General features: G+C 57.7%; 12 protein-coding genes. 9 read left to right on the top strand and 3 right to left on the bottom strand.

Features of this window, described 5'->3' with window-relative positions; genetic code table 11:
• The first annotated feature begins 106 nt into the window (after positions 1 to 106).
• The 8 genes from ACYZT0_RS17915 to ACYZT0_RS17880 all read left to right on the top strand — a co-directional run bounded on the left by ACYZT0_RS17915 (position 107) and on the right by ACYZT0_RS17880 (position 8,747).
• On the top strand, positions 107 to 823 hold the full coding sequence (locus tag ACYZT0_RS17915) for an FKBP-type peptidyl-prolyl cis-trans isomerase (protein ID WP_462042365.1): 717 nt from the start codon (positions 107 to 109) through the stop codon (positions 821 to 823).
• Positions 824 to 1,116: 293 nt separating this feature from the next.
• Positions 1,117 to 1,572, top strand: coding sequence for a YkvA family protein (locus ACYZT0_RS17910; RefSeq protein ID WP_462042364.1), 456 nt, complete (start codon positions 1,117 to 1,119; stop codon positions 1,570 to 1,572).
• A gap of 114 nt (positions 1,573 to 1,686) precedes the next feature.
• A complete protein-coding gene (locus tag ACYZT0_RS17905) occupies positions 1,687 to 2,028 on the top strand; it encodes a helix-turn-helix domain-containing protein (RefSeq protein WP_282381005.1) in 342 nt (113 codons plus the stop codon).
• Positions 2,025 to 2,396 (top strand): hypothetical protein, encoded by a 372-nt coding sequence (locus ACYZT0_RS17900; RefSeq protein WP_059401930.1) that lies wholly within the window; start codon positions 2,025 to 2,027, stop codon positions 2,394 to 2,396. Before ACYZT0_RS17905 ends, ACYZT0_RS17900 begins: the two co-directional genes overlap by 4 nt.
• Entirely contained in the window at positions 2,397 to 2,804 is a 408-nt protein-coding gene (locus tag ACYZT0_RS17895; protein ID WP_462042363.1) for an SEL1-like repeat protein, read from the top strand.
• A 238-nt stretch (positions 2,805 to 3,042) separates the two neighbouring features.
• On the top strand, positions 3,043 to 7,710 hold the full coding sequence (locus ACYZT0_RS17890; protein ID WP_462042362.1) for an RHS repeat-associated core domain-containing protein: 4,668 nt from the start codon (positions 3,043 to 3,045) through the stop codon (positions 7,708 to 7,710).
• Positions 7,703 to 8,080, top strand: a complete 378-nt coding sequence (locus ACYZT0_RS17885) for a hypothetical protein (protein WP_462042361.1) — start codon at positions 7,703 to 7,705, stop codon at positions 8,078 to 8,080. Before ACYZT0_RS17890 ends, ACYZT0_RS17885 begins: the two co-directional genes overlap by 8 nt.
• Positions 8,081 to 8,426: 346 nt before the next feature.
• Entirely contained in the window at positions 8,427 to 8,747 is a 321-nt protein-coding gene (locus ACYZT0_RS17880) for a hypothetical protein (RefSeq protein WP_462042360.1), read from the top strand.
• Between the two features lie 141 nt (positions 8,748 to 8,888).
• Here ACYZT0_RS17880 and ACYZT0_RS17875 read toward each other — a convergent pair whose 3' ends face one another.
• Together ACYZT0_RS17875 and ACYZT0_RS17870 are read right to left on the bottom strand one after the other, a co-directional pair.
• Complete coding sequence (locus ACYZT0_RS17875; RefSeq protein WP_462042359.1) at positions 8,889 to 10,679, bottom strand: bifunctional diguanylate cyclase/phosphodiesterase; 1,791 nt, start codon at positions 10,677 to 10,679, stop codon at positions 8,889 to 8,891.
• Positions 10,680 to 10,828: 149 nt separating this feature from the next.
• Positions 10,829 to 12,910, bottom strand: a complete 2,082-nt coding sequence (locus tag ACYZT0_RS17870; protein WP_462042358.1) for a carboxy terminal-processing peptidase — start codon at positions 12,908 to 12,910, stop codon at positions 10,829 to 10,831.
• 140 nt (positions 12,911 to 13,050) lie between these two features.
• Between ACYZT0_RS17870 and ACYZT0_RS17865 the strand changes: the two genes are divergently transcribed.
• Positions 13,051 to 14,013, top strand: a complete 963-nt coding sequence (locus tag ACYZT0_RS17865) for a zinc-binding dehydrogenase (RefSeq protein WP_462042357.1) — start codon at positions 13,051 to 13,053, stop codon at positions 14,011 to 14,013.
• A gap of 91 nt (positions 14,014 to 14,104) precedes the next feature.
• On the opposite strand, the gene ACYZT0_RS17860 is transcribed toward ACYZT0_RS17865, so the two are convergent.
• Positions 14,105 to 15,373, bottom strand: coding sequence for an IS110 family RNA-guided transposase (locus ACYZT0_RS17860; RefSeq protein WP_462042356.1), 1,269 nt, complete (start codon positions 15,371 to 15,373; stop codon positions 14,105 to 14,107).
• Between the last annotated feature and the right edge of the window lie 206 nt (positions 15,374 to 15,579).

Here is a 15,579-nt window from a genome sequence, read left to right as displayed (position 1 = left end):
TTATCAGAAGTTTCCTGCTCTCATGCCGGTAGCCATTGGTCGTGGCCGCCTGATAAGCTCGCGGCTTTATTCGATTGCCCTTTAGGCGCATGAACAAGGAAATAGCATGAAACAGCATCGGTTGGCGGCGGCGGTGGCCCTGGTTAGCCTGGTACTTGCGGGTTGTGACTCGCAGACCAGCGTAGAGCTGAAAACCCCGGCGCAAAAAGCTTCCTACGGGATTGGCCTGAACATGGGCAAGAGCCTGGCTCAGGAAGGCATGGATGACCTGGACTCCAAAGCCGTAGCCCAAGGCATCGAAGATGCCGTCGGCAAGAAAGAACAGAAGCTGAAGGATGACGAATTGGTCGAAGCCTTCGCAGCACTGCAAAAGCGTGCTGAAGAACGTATGGCCAAAATGAGCGAAGAGTCGGCAACCGCCGGCAAGAAATTCCTCGAAGACAACGCCAAGAAAGCCGGTGTAACCACCACCGCTTCGGGCCTGCAGTATGAAGTGGTCAAGAAGGCCGAGGGTGTACAGCCCAAGCCGACCGACGTAGTGACCGTTCACTACACCGGCACCCTGACCAACGGCACCGTTTTCGACAGCTCCGTCGAGCGTGGTAGCCCAATCGATCTGCCGGTCAGCGGTGTGATTCCGGGTTGGGTCGAAGGCCTGCAACTGATGCACGTTGGCGAGAAGTACAAACTGTACATCCCTAGTGAACTGGCTTACGGCGCCCAAAGCCCAAGCCCGGCGATTCCAGCCAATTCGGTGCTGGTATTCGACTTGGAACTGCTGGCGATCAAGGATCCAGCAAAACAAGACGCCACTGCCAAGTAACCGGCGTCTGCTCTAAAAACAACGCCTCGCTTATGCGGGGCGTTGTTGCATCTGGCGTCCGGCGAAGGTAAACAAAGCGAACGGATGCTGTAGGCTGGAGTCATAGCCATTGAGGACGCCTGTGCTAGCCGCGCCAGAGCGCCAAGTCAATGAAATCTTGGGTTTTTTTATGTGAGTAAAAAACGCCCGATCTGAGTTAAGCCCTTATGAAACGGGGCTTTCAGCCGTGAAAAGCAGCTCTGTTCACAAGGTTATCCACAATTTGTGTGGATAACATTTCAGTGGGAGGAATGATGAAAATACCTTGGAATTTCGCTCGTTTCCTGCCTCTGGCCGGACGCCTTCTCGCGCGTGGACGTTTGCCGACCTTGCTCTTCGCGGTGGCCAGCAAAGGTGCCAGCCAAGGCAACCGGCTGGGCAAACTCAAGGATGATCTGCGCCTGTTGCAGGCACTCTGCCTGGCTTATTGGCGCGGTGAATATCGAGCCATCAGCCCCAAGGCCCTGATATCAGTCGTGGCAGGCTTGATGTACTTCCTCAGCCCGGTGGATGCGATTCCGGACTTCATTCCGGTGTTCGGTATGCTCGATGACATCGCGGTGCTGGCTTGGCTGATGAAAGTCCTCGACGACGAACTCAACGCCTTCCGCGCCTGGCGCAATCGTCAGCTACCGGAGAAGCTCGCAGTGGTCGAGCGCCTACCCGATACCCCGGAACAACTTCAGCTTCAGGGGCCGAAAAAAAACTGAGTTGATTCAGTCTCATCCACAGATTGATGCCCCCCGCGACCTTGGCCGCTGTTAGGATTACACTTCTAGGGAAAAGTGCCGACTCGCTAAGTGTTGTTGTCCTACGGGGTAGTCATGGATATTCAGATAATTACACGCGAAGGCGAGCCCGAATATGCGGTTTTGCCGTGGGCTCAGTATCAGGCTCTACTGAAAGCAGCAGGCATCAACGAACAACCGCCGCAGGTCGCCCCAGAGCGTCACGCGGCAACACCAGACCAGATTCTTCCGGGTCTGGATCAACTACGCAGTTTGCGCGAAGGGAAGGGCATCGCCATCGAGGCGCTCGCCCGCACGGTAGGCATCAGCCCGTCTTATCTGGCCTTGATCGAAAGTGGCGAGCGTCAACCCGACGCTGCGATTCGCCGCAGCCTGGCCTGGGAGTTGACGGTGCCAGGGTGGAGGGATGAATCGTGAGCGTACGCATCAGTCGTCAGCATTGGGACGGGTTGCTGGGTGAACTGGATCAGGCGCGCCGCCAGCGCCATCTTCTGACATACCGGGCGTTGCTCGAACGTTTGCAACTGCCCACGCCGGCCATGCAAACCCTGACCGCCGCCCTTGAGCATCTGGCCGCGCTGGACGCCAAGGCCGAGCAGCCCTTGCGCAGCTCGCTGGTGATCAGCCAGGGTGCCAGCCGCTTGCCGCGCACCGGTTTCTTTGAATGTGTCGAGCGTCTGGGGCGTTTCTCCGGTCCTTCCGATGGCATCGCCGCAGCGTCCTGGCATGCCTCGGAAGTGGTGCGGGTGTTCGAGTACGAATACCCTGAGTCGGCGGAGGCCTGAGTGTTTCTGCGACTCAAGGCGAAGGCCAGTTACTGGCTGGCGCGTAGGCTGTTTCACTGGTCGTGGTTTGTGCGTCAGCCGCGTGGCTGGAGCTGGCTCGAAGGCCAGTTCGCCCGCATGGCGAACCTAGGTGATGTCGGCGCCCAGAGTTTCTACGGCCACATCCTGACCTTTCGCGGCGTCGGCCTTGGGGCACGCGAGGAAGGTGTGAGATTACTGCGCCTGGCGGCGTTGGCGGGGGATGGCAAAGCGGCGTATCAGGTGGGCGTGATCAGTCTTGCCGGAACGCCGAGCAAGGCGCCGGATCCGGTTGAAGCGGCTCGCTGGTGGGGCATGGCCGTGAAGGCCGGGCATCCGCTGGCTGAGCTCAAATTGAAAGAGTTGGCGACCGGTCGCTCTTCGCAGTAATCCAATGATTGTCCGATAAACAAGCGTGGTGTGAGGGAAACCTCCCGCCACGTTTGCGTTTCTGCCTGCTTGTCACTCAGTGATCGTTAATTGGGGATTAGTCCTACATTCATATCCTACTTCCCTGACTTCTTTCTTGATTGATCCCCCGCACAGTCTCGCGCGCCCATTTTCTGCGCGAGGGATTGCTCATGTTTGACCCGATTTTTCACTCTGCTTCATGCCGATCGGTGCGTTGATGGCGCACATCGCCCGCATCGAGCAGGAGCTCGACAGTTTTAAAGACACCCTGAGTGTGTATCGCCAACAACTCGGCGGCTTCCTGAGCAGGAATGCGGACAAGCTCAGCCGAGCGACGGACATGCCATCGCTGATGGGCATGGAACGGCGGATCACACTGGGCAAGACCAGCACGGCGGTGAGCAGTCGTGATGAGGACTTTTTCTCCAGTGTTGCGCAGTGTCCGGTCAGTGGAGTTCTGGAGATCGAGAGCAAGTTCGAGTCGGTCTATGACATTCCGTTGGGGAATATTCAGGTCGATGTGATTGCTAAAGATGGTGGTGAAAAGACGTCGGTCACGCTCGATGAACATGGCAAAGGAAAGTTTAAGGGCATTCCCGGCAAGTTCTACCGCGTTCATGTTCAAAGTGAAGTCACCCCGAAACAAATCGATGAGCTTTTTTCTTCTTACGACGGCCTGACCAAAAAGTTGGAAGGCTGGCTGCGCAAAGAGTGGGAAGGGTTTAAACCGCAGTGGTCGCAGCAATCGGCATCCGCTTCGTTGGCGGCGGTGGGCAATGGCATGCTCGCGGGAAGTTGGGCGGCGGTCGAGGCTGTTTGGGATGGCATCGGTGAACTCGCCGACATCCTGAAGAACCCCAAGGCCTTTGCCGAGAAGCTGGGTGAAAGTGCCGGTCGGCTTGCCGAACTGGCGGTTTCCGCCCCCGACCTGATGGAAAAAGCCATGTTGCTGGCCAGCGACGAGGCCGCGCTGTGTTTGCTGATGCGCACCGCAGTGCTATGGCTGGAAGCATTGCCACCTTCGCAGCTGGCCGGGTCCTCGGCTGAAGCCATTTCCAAAGTCGTGGTTGGTCTGGTTATCGATTTGTTGATTGGCCTGGTGCTGAGCGTGGTCGGGGTTGGTATTGCCTGGCTCACGGTGCGCTTGATGAAGTACAGCGCACAGATTTATGAGGCCGCGATGGGCTTCGTGAAGTCGATGGTCACGATCATCAACAACTTCATGGGGTACGTCGATCGCTACAAAACAGTCGCTGCGCGCGGCGTCGCGGCCGGTGTGAAAAAAGGTCGAATGCAATTGCGCTGGAATGGCCGCAAGAACACCACGCTGAAAAAAGACGAACACCACGACGACGTCCCGGATCAAGCGAAAAACCCCAACGGCGACAGCGCCGACTCCGTCGATAAAACCGCCACCAACAAATGCCCGGTGTCGATGGTCACCGGCGAAGAACTGCTGACCCTCACCGACGGTTCGCTGGACGGCATCCTGCCGTTCGACTTCACCCGGCTCTATCGCACCAGCGCCGCCGAAATCGACGGCGGCCTCGGCTACGGCTGGAGTCACAGCCTCGCGCATCGACTGGAAATCGACGGCGAAAGCGTCATCTGGATCGACCACGAAAACCGTCGCACCCCCTTCCCGCTGCCCAACCGCGAACGCCCGGCGATTCACAACAGCCTCTCGCGGGCGGCGATTTATCTCGGCGATCAACCCGAAGAACTGATCCTCGCTCAGGCCGGCGACGACGCGCGTTTCTTTCACTTCCATAACGGTCGACTGACCACCATCAGCGACGCTTATGACAACCGCCTGCGCATCACCCGCGACCGTCAGGACCGGATCAAACGCCTCGACAACGGTGCCGGTCGCGCCTTGCTGTTGCGTTATGACCGCAGCCATCTGGTCGCCGTCGACTACCAGCATTTTGTTCCGGCCCAGACCCTCGACGAGGCCTGGCAGACCGCGCAAACACTGGTCAGTTATCGCTACGACGAACGCTCGCAACTGATCGAAGCGACCAACGCCGCCGGTGAAAGCGAGCGCTACGACTACGACGATCAGCACGTCATCCTGCAGCGACAACTGGCCGGTGGGGCGAGTTTCTTCTGGGCGTGGGAAAGGTCCGGCAAGGCGGCCCGATGCATCCGCCACTGGGCGTCGTTTGCGCAGATGGACGCGCGGTACGTCTGGGATGACCAGGGCAGCGTCACCGTCGAGAACATCGACGGCAGCGAAGAGGTTTACGTCCACGACGAGCGGGCGCGGCTGGTGCGCAAGGTCGAACTGGATGGCGGCGAACAGCTCAAGGCCTACGACGACCAAGGTCGGCTGATTGCCGAGCAGGATCCGCTCGGCGCCGTCACTGAATACCACTACGACGAAGTCGGACGGCTGGTCGCGCTGATTCCACCGGAAGACGAACCGACGGCCTACGAGTATCGCAACGGTTTCCTGCACGCGCGCTATCGCGGCAAAGCCGTCTGGACCTATCGGCGCAATGCTCAGGGTGACGTGACCGAGGGCACCGATCCCGACGGGCATGTCAGCCACTATCACTACGACGACAAAGGCCAGCTGCTGTCGATCCGTTACCCGGACAACAGCCGGCATGTGTTCGTCTGGAGCGCCTTAGGGCAACTGCTCGAAGAGACCTTGCCGGACGGTGGCCAGCGGCGGTATTCCTACGATGCCTTGGGGCGGCAGCTTACCCGTCAGGATGAACACGGCGCCGTCACCCACTACCAATGGGACGCCGTCGGCCGACTGATTCAGACGACGCTGCCCACCGGTGCCAGCCGCGCGTTCAGTTACAACGCCTACGGCAAGATCACCGCCGAACGCGACGAACTGGGGCGCGTCACGCGTTTTGAGTACGTTGACGATCTGCACCTGGTCAGCCGCCGGATCAATCCCGACGGCACCCAACTGACGTATCGCTACGACAACGCCCAGCTGTTGCTCACCGAAATCGAAAACGAATCCGGCGAACACTATCAGCTGGACTACACACCCAACGGTCTGATCCGACAGGAAACAGGGTTCGACGGCCAGCGCACGGCGTACAGCTACGACCTCAACGGCCATCTGCTGGAGAAAGCCGAGTTCGGTGATGACGACTCGCGGTTGGTCACGGCTTATGAGCGGGACTCGGCAGGGCGATTGCTGGTCAAAACCCTGCCCGACGGCATCAAGATCGACTACCGCTACGACAGCCTCGGTCGCCTGAACAGCGTCGACGACGGTCATGACCATCCGCTGGAATTCGAGTACGACCCACAGGATCGCCTGATCACCGAGCATCAGGGCTGGGGCACCCTGCGCTATGGCTACGACGCCTGCGGCCAACTCAATCGCCTGCGCCTGCCGGACGGCAGCAAACTCGATTACCACCACGCCAAGGGTGGCGCGCTGACCGCCATCGACCTCAACGGTGCGCGACTCACCACCCACCAATTCGCCTTCGATCGCGAACAAAACCGCCAGCAAGGCCTGTTGCTCAGCGAATATGCCTACGACGATCAGGGCCGCCTGAAGGCTCACGCCGTCAGCCAACAGCAACAACCGCTGTATCGCCGCGACTATGCCTACAGCGCCAACGGCAATCTCGACCGCATCGCCGACACCCGCCACGGCCAGCGCAGCTATCAGTACGACCCACTCAACCGCCTGACCCGCGTCCGCCACACCCGCGACGACCCAGCGGAAACCTTCGCCCACGACCCGGCCGGCAACCTGCTGATGCAGGACCGCCCCGGCGCCGCGTCCGTCAAAGGCAATCGCCTGCTCATGCAGGGCGACCGTCACTACGACTACGACGCCTTCGGCAACCTGATCCGCGAACGCCGCGGCACCGCGCAAAAACTCGTCACCGACTACCGCTACGACTGCCAACACCGCTTGATCGGCGTCACCACCCCGGACGGTCGTTGCTCCAGCTACCGCTACGACGCCTTCGGCCGCCGCATCGCCAAAACCGTCGACGGCCACACCACCGAGTTCTTTTGGCAGGGCGACCACCTCGTCGCCGAAAGCAGCCGCGAGCACTACCGCAGCTACGTCTACGAACCCGGCAGCTTCCGCCCACTGGCCATGCTCGACGGCAAGGGCCCGCGCCAGGCTTGTCCGTTCTACTACCAACTCGATCACCTCGGCACACCGCAGGAACTGACTGATTTTGGTGGCGAGATCGTCTGGTCGGCGAAGTACAACGCCTACGGCAAGGTCACGCGCCTGGCGTTCGGTGGGGGTGAGCAGCTCGAGCAACCCTTACGGTTTCAGGGCCAATACTTCGATGCCGAGAGCGGTCTGCACTACAACCGGCATCGGTACTATGATCCGGAGGTGGGCCGGTACCTGACGCCGGATCCGATCAAGTTGGCGGGGGGGCTGAACCAGTACCAGTACACGCCGAATCCGACGGGGTGGGTTGATCCGTTGGGGTTGAGCGGGAATTGCCCGCCGCCGAATAGGCCAGGGTGTAAGGCGCCGGATGATGTCGCCGGCGCCACGGTTGCACAAGGTGAGCCAAAGGTCCCACAGCCGAAATCACGCCCTCAGGATTTTGGTAGCGAAGAAAAGCTTGTTGGGCATTATGAAAAACATGGCGCAGAATTTAAGGCTATGAGCAGGGAGGAGTATTTGCTAATAGCTCGTGATGTTGTGAATCAAGGTGCCCGTGTGGAGTACCAATATAAAGGCGAGATTCGCGCGGGATATTTGCAGTTAATGGGAAATAATCGAAGAGGGGAGACTAAATTCGCGTTTGTTGGCACAAACAATAAGCAGGAAATAACGACTTTACATACGAAGAGTGGAAAGGAATTTTGGAGAAATATAAATGGTGATTCTCACGACAAAGTATTGAGGCCCGTGAATGACTAATAAATATTCTGCGGTTTTACTGGCAGTAGATCAAATCGTCGAAGAAGAGATTTTATTGCTCGTTAACGGTGTAAAAGTTAAATGCTTTGCGAGCCACTGTCCTGAAAAAATAGAAGTGGGAGAATCCTACGAAGTGGAATTAGAAATCGTCCTTCCTGATGGCGATTTTATTGTCGCTACGGAAAAGCCAACTGGCACGCCGATTGAAATGACGGGCGACGGGTTCTCATGCACCCTATATGGGTATCTGGATGGAAGTATTTTCCGATCCTTCATTGACTTCACGGATCAGGAAATCCACTACGACTTTCCAGAACTCAATGAAAAATTCGTAAAGCTCAAGGTGGAGCGAATTGATGTGGCGTTCTAATTGAGGTGCGAAATTTCTGGGCAAGGTCGTCGGAAGTTTCCTTCAAACTGCGGCGGTTTCCATGAACTGGTTTGAAGTGTGTTCCCCCGATAGGCTCTGGTGGTCACTGAAAATTCAGTGGCAGGGTGTAGGAACCCTTCAAGACTAGAGAGGACGCCTTGGCGTCGACACCTGAATTGCGGCCATCAACGTGCGTCCGTAAGATCAGTTGCGGCGGCTGTGCGCGGGCACGCTTCGGCGTGGTCGAGTTTGCTCTGGTCTCGATATTCCTACCCCGCGTATAGCTGCCACCCAAGCCTGTAGGAAGGCCGATGGTAGCGCCCATTTACTACCAGAGGTTTCAAAAATGAATAGTCTTCACCCCGATCCACCCTACAAAAAACCAACCCCCCACCCCGAAAACCGCTTCATGGCGCTCACCAGCAACTGCGACGACATGCCCACACTGTTCGTTGATACCCAAGCGCCGCTTGATGTTTTGTATGACGCTGCCAGCTACCGAATCCGCGCCGTCACTCAAGTGATGGAGAACCTGTCCATGCGGGGTTCGATTGAGTGTCAGTCCTTCATTCTCAGTGACTTTGCCTTGCTCTGCGCCATTCCGTTGCGGGATGGGTGTGATGTGCTGGATGCGCTTGGCCGGCGTTTGCGGGCGCGGCCTTCCTGACCAGTTTTCAGCATTGAAGAATTGTGTCGTTTGAACAGCCGCCTTCGCGGGCAAGGCACTCCCACACTTATTTTCTGATGTTCACAAATTTGTGTTCACCGTAGATCTAATGTGGGCTTACCCGCGAAGACGTTAGGGAAATCAGTGATGACCCAGGAGCAATTCATCTTCTTGTACGGGCACCGCCAAACTATCAATCACATGCACGCTAGACCCCGGCACATTCTTCGCGTGATGTTTGGCCTGCGAGGCCATCTCCGCCAGCTGGCTTGCATCGAGTTGTCCACAGGCCTGTGGATGTAAATGCACCACGCCGATTGATAGTGACAGCAACGCAAATTCCTGGCGCACACCCTGACGGTTTGGGGCGATGAAGCAGCCAGCTTCCAGGTGTTCGCTGCGGTAGAAACGTCGGCACTGGCTCTGGAAGTCGTCCAGCAACTGGTTTAAACGTTTGCGCCAGTCTTCCGGGCCGAGTACCAGCAGAAAGTCGTCGCCGCCGATATGCCCGACGAAGTCGCGGGAAGGGTCGACGCGATCATTCAGGCATTGCGCCAGGCACAGTAGGACTTCGTCCCCACGGCCGTAGCCGTAGATGTCGTTGAAGGGTTTGAAACTGTCGATGTCCACGTAGCAGATCACCGATTCCCGTTGCTGTTGAAGCAGCCGTGTCAGGCATTGCTGGATCGGCACATTGCCTGGCAACAGGGTCAGCGGGTTGGCGTAACGGGCTTGTTGGATCTTCAGTTCGGTAATCAATTTGAGCACATCGATCACTCGGCCCAGTCCCAGGTAACCGCCATTGAGGGTGATGATGAAGTCCTCTTCGATGCGCTGCCGCGCGCGGCTGGTGATCAGGCGACTCACTTGCTGCAACGACTGGCTCATCTCAACGGCGAGGAAGTCATCGCTCATTAAGCGGCTGATTGGTTTGCGGGCGAACAAGTCGGTGGCAAAGGGTTTGAGCAGTGCGTCGGAGAGCGAATGTCGATGGACGATGCCGCAGGGCTGGCATTGGTCGTCGAGCACCGCCAGGGAGTTCAGGTTGGCCTGGCGGCGGAAGGCTTCCAGCACCGTGGCGGTCGGGGTGTCGCGGGCCACGGCCGGTTGGTCGTTGAGCAGGGCAGTAAGGTCACTGCCTTCATCGTTCAGCGCCACGGCGGAGCTGTCATGTTTGGGCATCATCGCTCGGGCATCCCGTGGCGGTTGCTCTTGAGGCCGACAGAGCAAATAGCCCTGGACCAGGTCGACACCCATCTCGGTCAACACTGCGAGTTCTTCCGGCAGCTCGATGCCTTCGGCGATCACTTGCGCCCGTGAGGCCTTGGCGATTTGCAGGATCGAACCAACGAATTCGCGCTTAAGGGCGTCCTGGTGTATGCCGTCGATGAAGTGTCGATCAATCTTCACGTAGTCTGGACGCAGTTCGGACCAGAGCCGCAAGCTCGAATAACCTGCACCCAGATCATCCAGAGCAATGGAAAACCCCATCGCTCGATAATGATGCAGCGCGGTTTGCAGCAGCTCGAAATCGTCGGTCGGGGTCTGTTCAGTCAGTTCGATCACCACCTGACTCGGCGGTATGCCGAAATCCTGCAGCAGTTGCAGGGTGCGACCGGGTTGGTGAGCGACTTCGAGCAAGGATTCCGGGGAAACGTTGAGGAACAGTTTGCCGGGCAGTTTTTGTTCGTTGAAGCGGCGGCAAGCGCTTTGACGGCAAGCGATCTCCAGTTCGCTCAGGCGGCCAGCCTGCCGGGCGACGGCAAACAGTGCGATGGGGGAGTGCAACGGACTGTTGGAGGGGCCGCGACTGAGTGCTTCGTAACCGAGAATGCGTCGCTCAGAGAGGCAAATGATCGGCTGGAACAGGCTGTGCAAACCGCTTTGAGTCAGTATGGAACTCAAGGCACTCAGCTGTTCGGTAGTGGTCATGGCGATCTCTGGCGATAAAAAAAGGACTGGGAGCACACTCTTGATTTAAAGAGGGCTCCCAGTCCTGTATTTCACGACAGAATGATGACTGTTTGATGACGCTCCGGGGAGCGTCGACATTAAATTGCCATCATCTTGCTTGTAACAACTTAGTGCTTGGCTACCGCGGTGTTGAGTTTCAGGTAGTCCAACAGAATCCGCCCGGTCTCGCTCAGATAAGCATCGTCTTCTGGTTTGGTCTTGTCTGGCTCGGCCGCGATCGCGTCTTCGTCTTCTTTCTTCAGCTCTTTGAGCGGCTCTTCACCCTTGGCCTTGCGACGAATGTTTTCCATGACAAGTTGCTTGGCTTCGATATCGGCGTGTTGGGCACGACGATCAGCTTCATTGAGGCTGACGGTTTTTTCCGCCATCAGTTTCTGCGCCAGGGCCAGTTTGTCGCGGATGAACACGAACTCCGCGTCTTTGGTCGAGCGTAACTCATGCTCGGATTTAAGCTGCGAGATGTACGGCTTGAACGGGTCAATCGCAGGCTTGATGGCCGCACGGATGGTGTCCCACGGCATGGCTTCAGGCAGTGCGCTTTCGCCGATTTCCTTGGTGTCGATGATTGATGGGTAATCGATGTCCGGCAGTACGCCCTGATGCTGGGTGCTCTGGCCGGAAACCCGGTAGAACTTGGCCAGGGTCAGTTTCAGTTCGCCATGGTTCAGCGGCTGAATGGTCTGTACGGTGCCTTTACCGAAGGTCTGGCCGCCGATGATCAATGCGCGGTGGTAGTCCTGCATGGCGCCGGCAAAAATCTCCGAAGCCGAGGCGGACAAGCGGTTGACCAGCAACGCCATTGGCCCTTTGTAGAAGGCGCCCGGGTTTTCATCTTCCAGCACATCGACCCGGCCGTCGGCATTACGCACGAGAACGGTCGGACCTTTGTCGATGAACAGACTGGTCAGCTCGGTGGCTTCCTGCAGGGAACCACCGCCGTTGTTGCGCAGGTCGATGACTACGCCGTCAACTTTGTCTTTCTGCAACTCGGTCAGCAGCTTCTTGACGTCGCGAGTGGTGCTCTTGTAGTCCGGATCGCCAGCACGGAAGGCCTTGAAGTCCAGGTAGAAGGCCGGGATCTCGATGACGCCGAGCTTGTAGTCCTTGCCGTCCTGTTTCAGGTTGAGGACCGACTTCTTCACAGCCTGGTCTTCAAGCTTCACTGCTTCGCGGGTGATCGGGACGATCTTGGTGGTCTGGTCGTTCGGCGCGTTGCTGGCCGGGATCACTTCCAGGCGCACCACGGTGCCTTTCGGCCCACGGATCAGCTTGACCACTTCGTCCAGACGCCAGCCGACCACGTCGACCATCTCTTTGTTGCCCTGGGCAACGCCGATGATCTTGTCAGCCGGTGCGACTTGCTTGGTCTTGTCGGCCGGGCCTGCCGGCACCAGACGCACGACTTTCACCTGGTCGTTGTCGCTCTGCAACACGGCGCCGATGCCCTCGAGGGACAGGCTCATGTTGATGTCGAAGTTCTCCGCGTTATCCGGCGACAGATAGTTGGTGTGCGGGTCGTAGGACATGGCGAAGGTATTGATGTACGCCTGGAAGATGTCTTCCGGACGGGTTTGGTCCAGGCGCGCCAATTGGTTCTTGTAACGCTTGGTCAGGGTTTCCTGAATCTGCTTGGGCTCTTTGCCGGCAATCTTCATCCGCAGCGCTTCGTCCTTGACGCGTTTGCGCCACAGGTCGTCGAGTTCTGCTGTGGACTTGAGCCAAGGGGCGTCCTTGCGATCGATCAGCAAGGTTTCCTTGGTCGTGAAGTCGATCTTGTCGACGCCTTTGTTCAGCTCGGCAAGGGCGAAGTCCAGACGCGCTTTGACGCGGTCCAGGTAGCGCTTGTAGATGGTGAACCCGGCGTTCAGGTCGCCGCTTTTGAGGAAGTCGTCAAACTGGGTTTTCCACTTGTCGAATTCGGCAATGTCGCTGGCCATGAAGTAGCTGCGCGACGGATCCAGCAGCTTGAGGTAGCTGTCATAGATGATCACGGAGCGCGCATCATCGAGAGGCGGTTTGCTGTAGTGATGGCGCTTTAGCAACTCGACGACGTTCAGGCTGGCGATTACTTCGTCACGATCAGGCTGAAGCTTGTCCCAGCTATTGGCTGCAAACGAATTGGTCGACATCGGCAACAGGCCGATACCAATGAATAGAGCTAGGGCAGTGCTGGGGAAAAAATGCTTCATGCTGATTCGACGCGGGGACAATTGATCACGCATATTAGGCCGTCTTTGAAGTCGCCGGTTCCACAAAGGGCCGGTCAAAAAATGCAAGAAAGCCCGGCGCTACAGCTACGGGCTCAGTCCAGACTCACTATGGAGGCACTGTGAAAGCATTGCAAGGCGTTGAAGGTCAAGTGGAGTGGGTGGAAGAGCCCAGTCCTACATGCGATGTAGGACAAGTTCGGATTCGAGTGGCGGCTGCGGGTCTCAATCGCGCCGATTTGTTACAGAAGGCGGGTCTTTATCCGCCACCGCCGGGAGCCAGTCAGGTACTGGGTCTTGAGTGTTCGGGGGTGATCAGCGAGGTGGGGCCGGGTTCCTCCTGGCAGGTCGGGGACCGGGTCTGCGCCTTGCTGGCCGGGGGTGGGATGGCCGAGGAGGTAGTTGTCGACGGACGGCATGTGTTACCGGTTCCCGAAGGTTTGTCTCTGGCTGAGGCAGCAGCGCTGCCGGAAGTGTATGCGACCGTTTGGCTGAATTTGTTTCAATTGGCTGCACTCAAGCCAGGTGAGAACGTTCTCCTGCACGCCGGAGCAAGTGGAATCGGTTCAGCTGCCATCCAGCTGTGCAAGGCGTTTGGTAACCCGTGCTGGGTCAGCGTCGGTTCCGCCGAGCGTTTGGCTTACTGCGAAGCGCTGGGCGCACAAGGCGGGGTAGTGCGCAACGGGGATCTGGATAGCTTGGGCGATCTGGGGCCGTTTGATGTGATCCTTGATCCGGTCGGCGGTAACTACGCGACGTTGAATCTGAAACTGCTGGCTCGCGATGGTCGTTGGGTGTTGATTGGCCTGATGGGCGGGCGTGAGGCGAAGCTGGATCTGGCGCAGGTGCTGGCCAAGCGTGTGCAATTGCTGGGTTCGACCTTGCGCAGTCGCGACGATCAGTTCAAGGCGGATTTGTTCAGTGATCTGAGCCAGCATGTCTGGCCGCTGTTTGCCGAAGGGCGTTTGAGTCCGCAACTGGCCAAGACCTTCCCGATCAAGGATGCCGAAGCGGCGTTTGCTGAGTTGGCGACCAATAAGGTGGCGGGGAAGTTGGTGTTGGTGATCGACGAAAGCCTGGTGTAATCACTGTGGGAGCGAGCCTGCTCGCGAAAGCGGACTTACATTCAACACATGAGTTGAATGACACGCCGCCTTCACGCCCTGAGCCTTTCCGTCAACACGGTTTTGCTGTGTCCGGCTCGCTGGTCAACGGTGAGCCGTGCCGGAGCAAGGCTTGTAAATAAACCTTTTCGTCGTACACGGTGCTGCTCTTCCAGCACTGATAAACGATCCGGATCCACTTGAACGCCAGGGCCCTGAGGGCCGCTTGGTATGAGCAGCCTTTGGCCCTTTGCTGGCGATAATAAGCCTCTGCCCACACCGATTGATTGATGCTGTGTGCAGCCCACTCAACAAAGGTCTGGCGCAAAAAAGTTGCGCATTGATAGCGCCAGTGGACGACTTTTTTCTTGCCACTGCGTTCGGTGACCGGGGCAATCCCGGCATATCGCTGCACAGCACTGGCATCCTTGAAGCGATCACGCTGCTCACCAAAGGCGACCATCAACCGTGGTGCAAGCTGCTGTCCCGCGCCGGGCAAGGCCTTGAAGAGTCGATAGTCGGCCAGGGTGTTGGCAGTTTTTTCGATCTCCCGATCAAAATCTTTGATCGCCGTGATGACCCCTTTCAGTTGCGAGACCAGGGCCAGCACATACAGCGCTGAAGGACTGACCACGCCTGGATCTTCAGTCAACGGCATGGCGTTGGCGATCAATGCCAAACGCTGCTGATTGAGCTCAGCATGGCGAACATTATGCGCGTGAAGGAACTTCAAAACGCTGGCTGGCCGAGCGTGCTTAAGCACTTCAAATGTCGACCAGCGCGCCAAAAACTCACAGAAAACCAGCGTGTCATGGTCATGAAACAGCTCAAGAGCCAACGGATAATACTGTTTGAGCATGCAGACCAGACGATTGCTGATCTTGACCCGGTCATCGACCAACCCGCGGCGATGTTCGGTCAGGCTGGCGAGCGAACGCATGGCGGAGCTTTGCTGGACCAGTTGAGGAAACCGTTCGGGGTGATTCAGCAACAGCTCAAGCGCCCATTGAGCATCCGTTGGATCATCCTTGGCGCCACTGGGGACGAAGGTTTTACGGTGCCGGGCCAAGATGCTCGGATTGATCGGAAAGATACAAAAAAACTCATATTTTTGCAGAGCCGCTATCAGTGGCCCTTTGTTCAACTCCACGGCGATCGCGATCGGGCCACCGTAACGTTGATGCAGCGACTTGGCCCAGCGATCAATCGACTCGGGCTTGTGGTCGATGACCTCGAAACTCCGCTGCGCCTCTCCAGCAATCTGCAAACAGATGTCGTGCTTGGCGTCTGCCCAATCAATTCCGATATAAGCAGTGAAATTCTGAGACAGGAGCGTTTGCATGGAACACCTCCACAGGCGCTAAAGTACATGCAGGGACATGCATGCTTGCGTCCAGCGAAGGCGATATAGAGAGCCGTGTCGGGCTTTCCCTGAGAATTCGTTAGAGGGCGCAAGCGCACCTGTGGACTCGAAGGTGAAGGCGTAATCATCGAGTGCTGCGCGAGCATATTCGTAGCCCGCAGGTGCATGTTCCTTCCTCGCCGACA

Source organism: Pseudomonas sp. ZS1P83 (genome assembly GCF_054897825.1).
Note: the sequence above shows the minus strand (reverse complement) of the source record. Positions and strands in the feature narration are given on the sequence as shown.

Coding starts and splice junctions, on each gene's coding strand:
- ACYZT0_RS17915 (WP_462042365.1), top strand. CDS start 107: ATGAAACAGCATCGGTTGGCGGCGGCGGTGGCCCTGGTTAGCCTGGTA.
- ACYZT0_RS17910 (WP_462042364.1), top strand. CDS start 1,117: ATGAAAATACCTTGGAATTTCGCTCGTTTCCTGCCTCTGGCCGGACGC.
- ACYZT0_RS17905 (WP_282381005.1), top strand. CDS start 1,687: ATGGATATTCAGATAATTACACGCGAAGGCGAGCCCGAATATGCGGTT.
- ACYZT0_RS17890 (WP_462042362.1), top strand. CDS start 3,043: ATGGCGCACATCGCCCGCATCGAGCAGGAGCTCGACAGTTTTAAAGAC.
- ACYZT0_RS17885 (WP_462042361.1), top strand. CDS start 7,703: ATGACTAATAAATATTCTGCGGTTTTACTGGCAGTAGATCAAATCGTC.
- ACYZT0_RS17880 (WP_462042360.1), top strand. CDS start 8,427: ATGAATAGTCTTCACCCCGATCCACCCTACAAAAAACCAACCCCCCAC.
- ACYZT0_RS17875 (WP_462042359.1), bottom strand. CDS start 10,679: ATGACCACTACCGAACAGCTGAGTGCCTTGAGTTCCATACTGACTCAA.
- ACYZT0_RS17870 (WP_462042358.1), bottom strand. CDS start 12,910: ATGAAGCATTTTTTCCCCAGCACTGCCCTAGCTCTATTCATTGGTATC.
- ACYZT0_RS17860 (WP_462042356.1), bottom strand. CDS start 15,373: ATGCAAACGCTCCTGTCTCAGAATTTCACTGCTTATATCGGAATTGAT.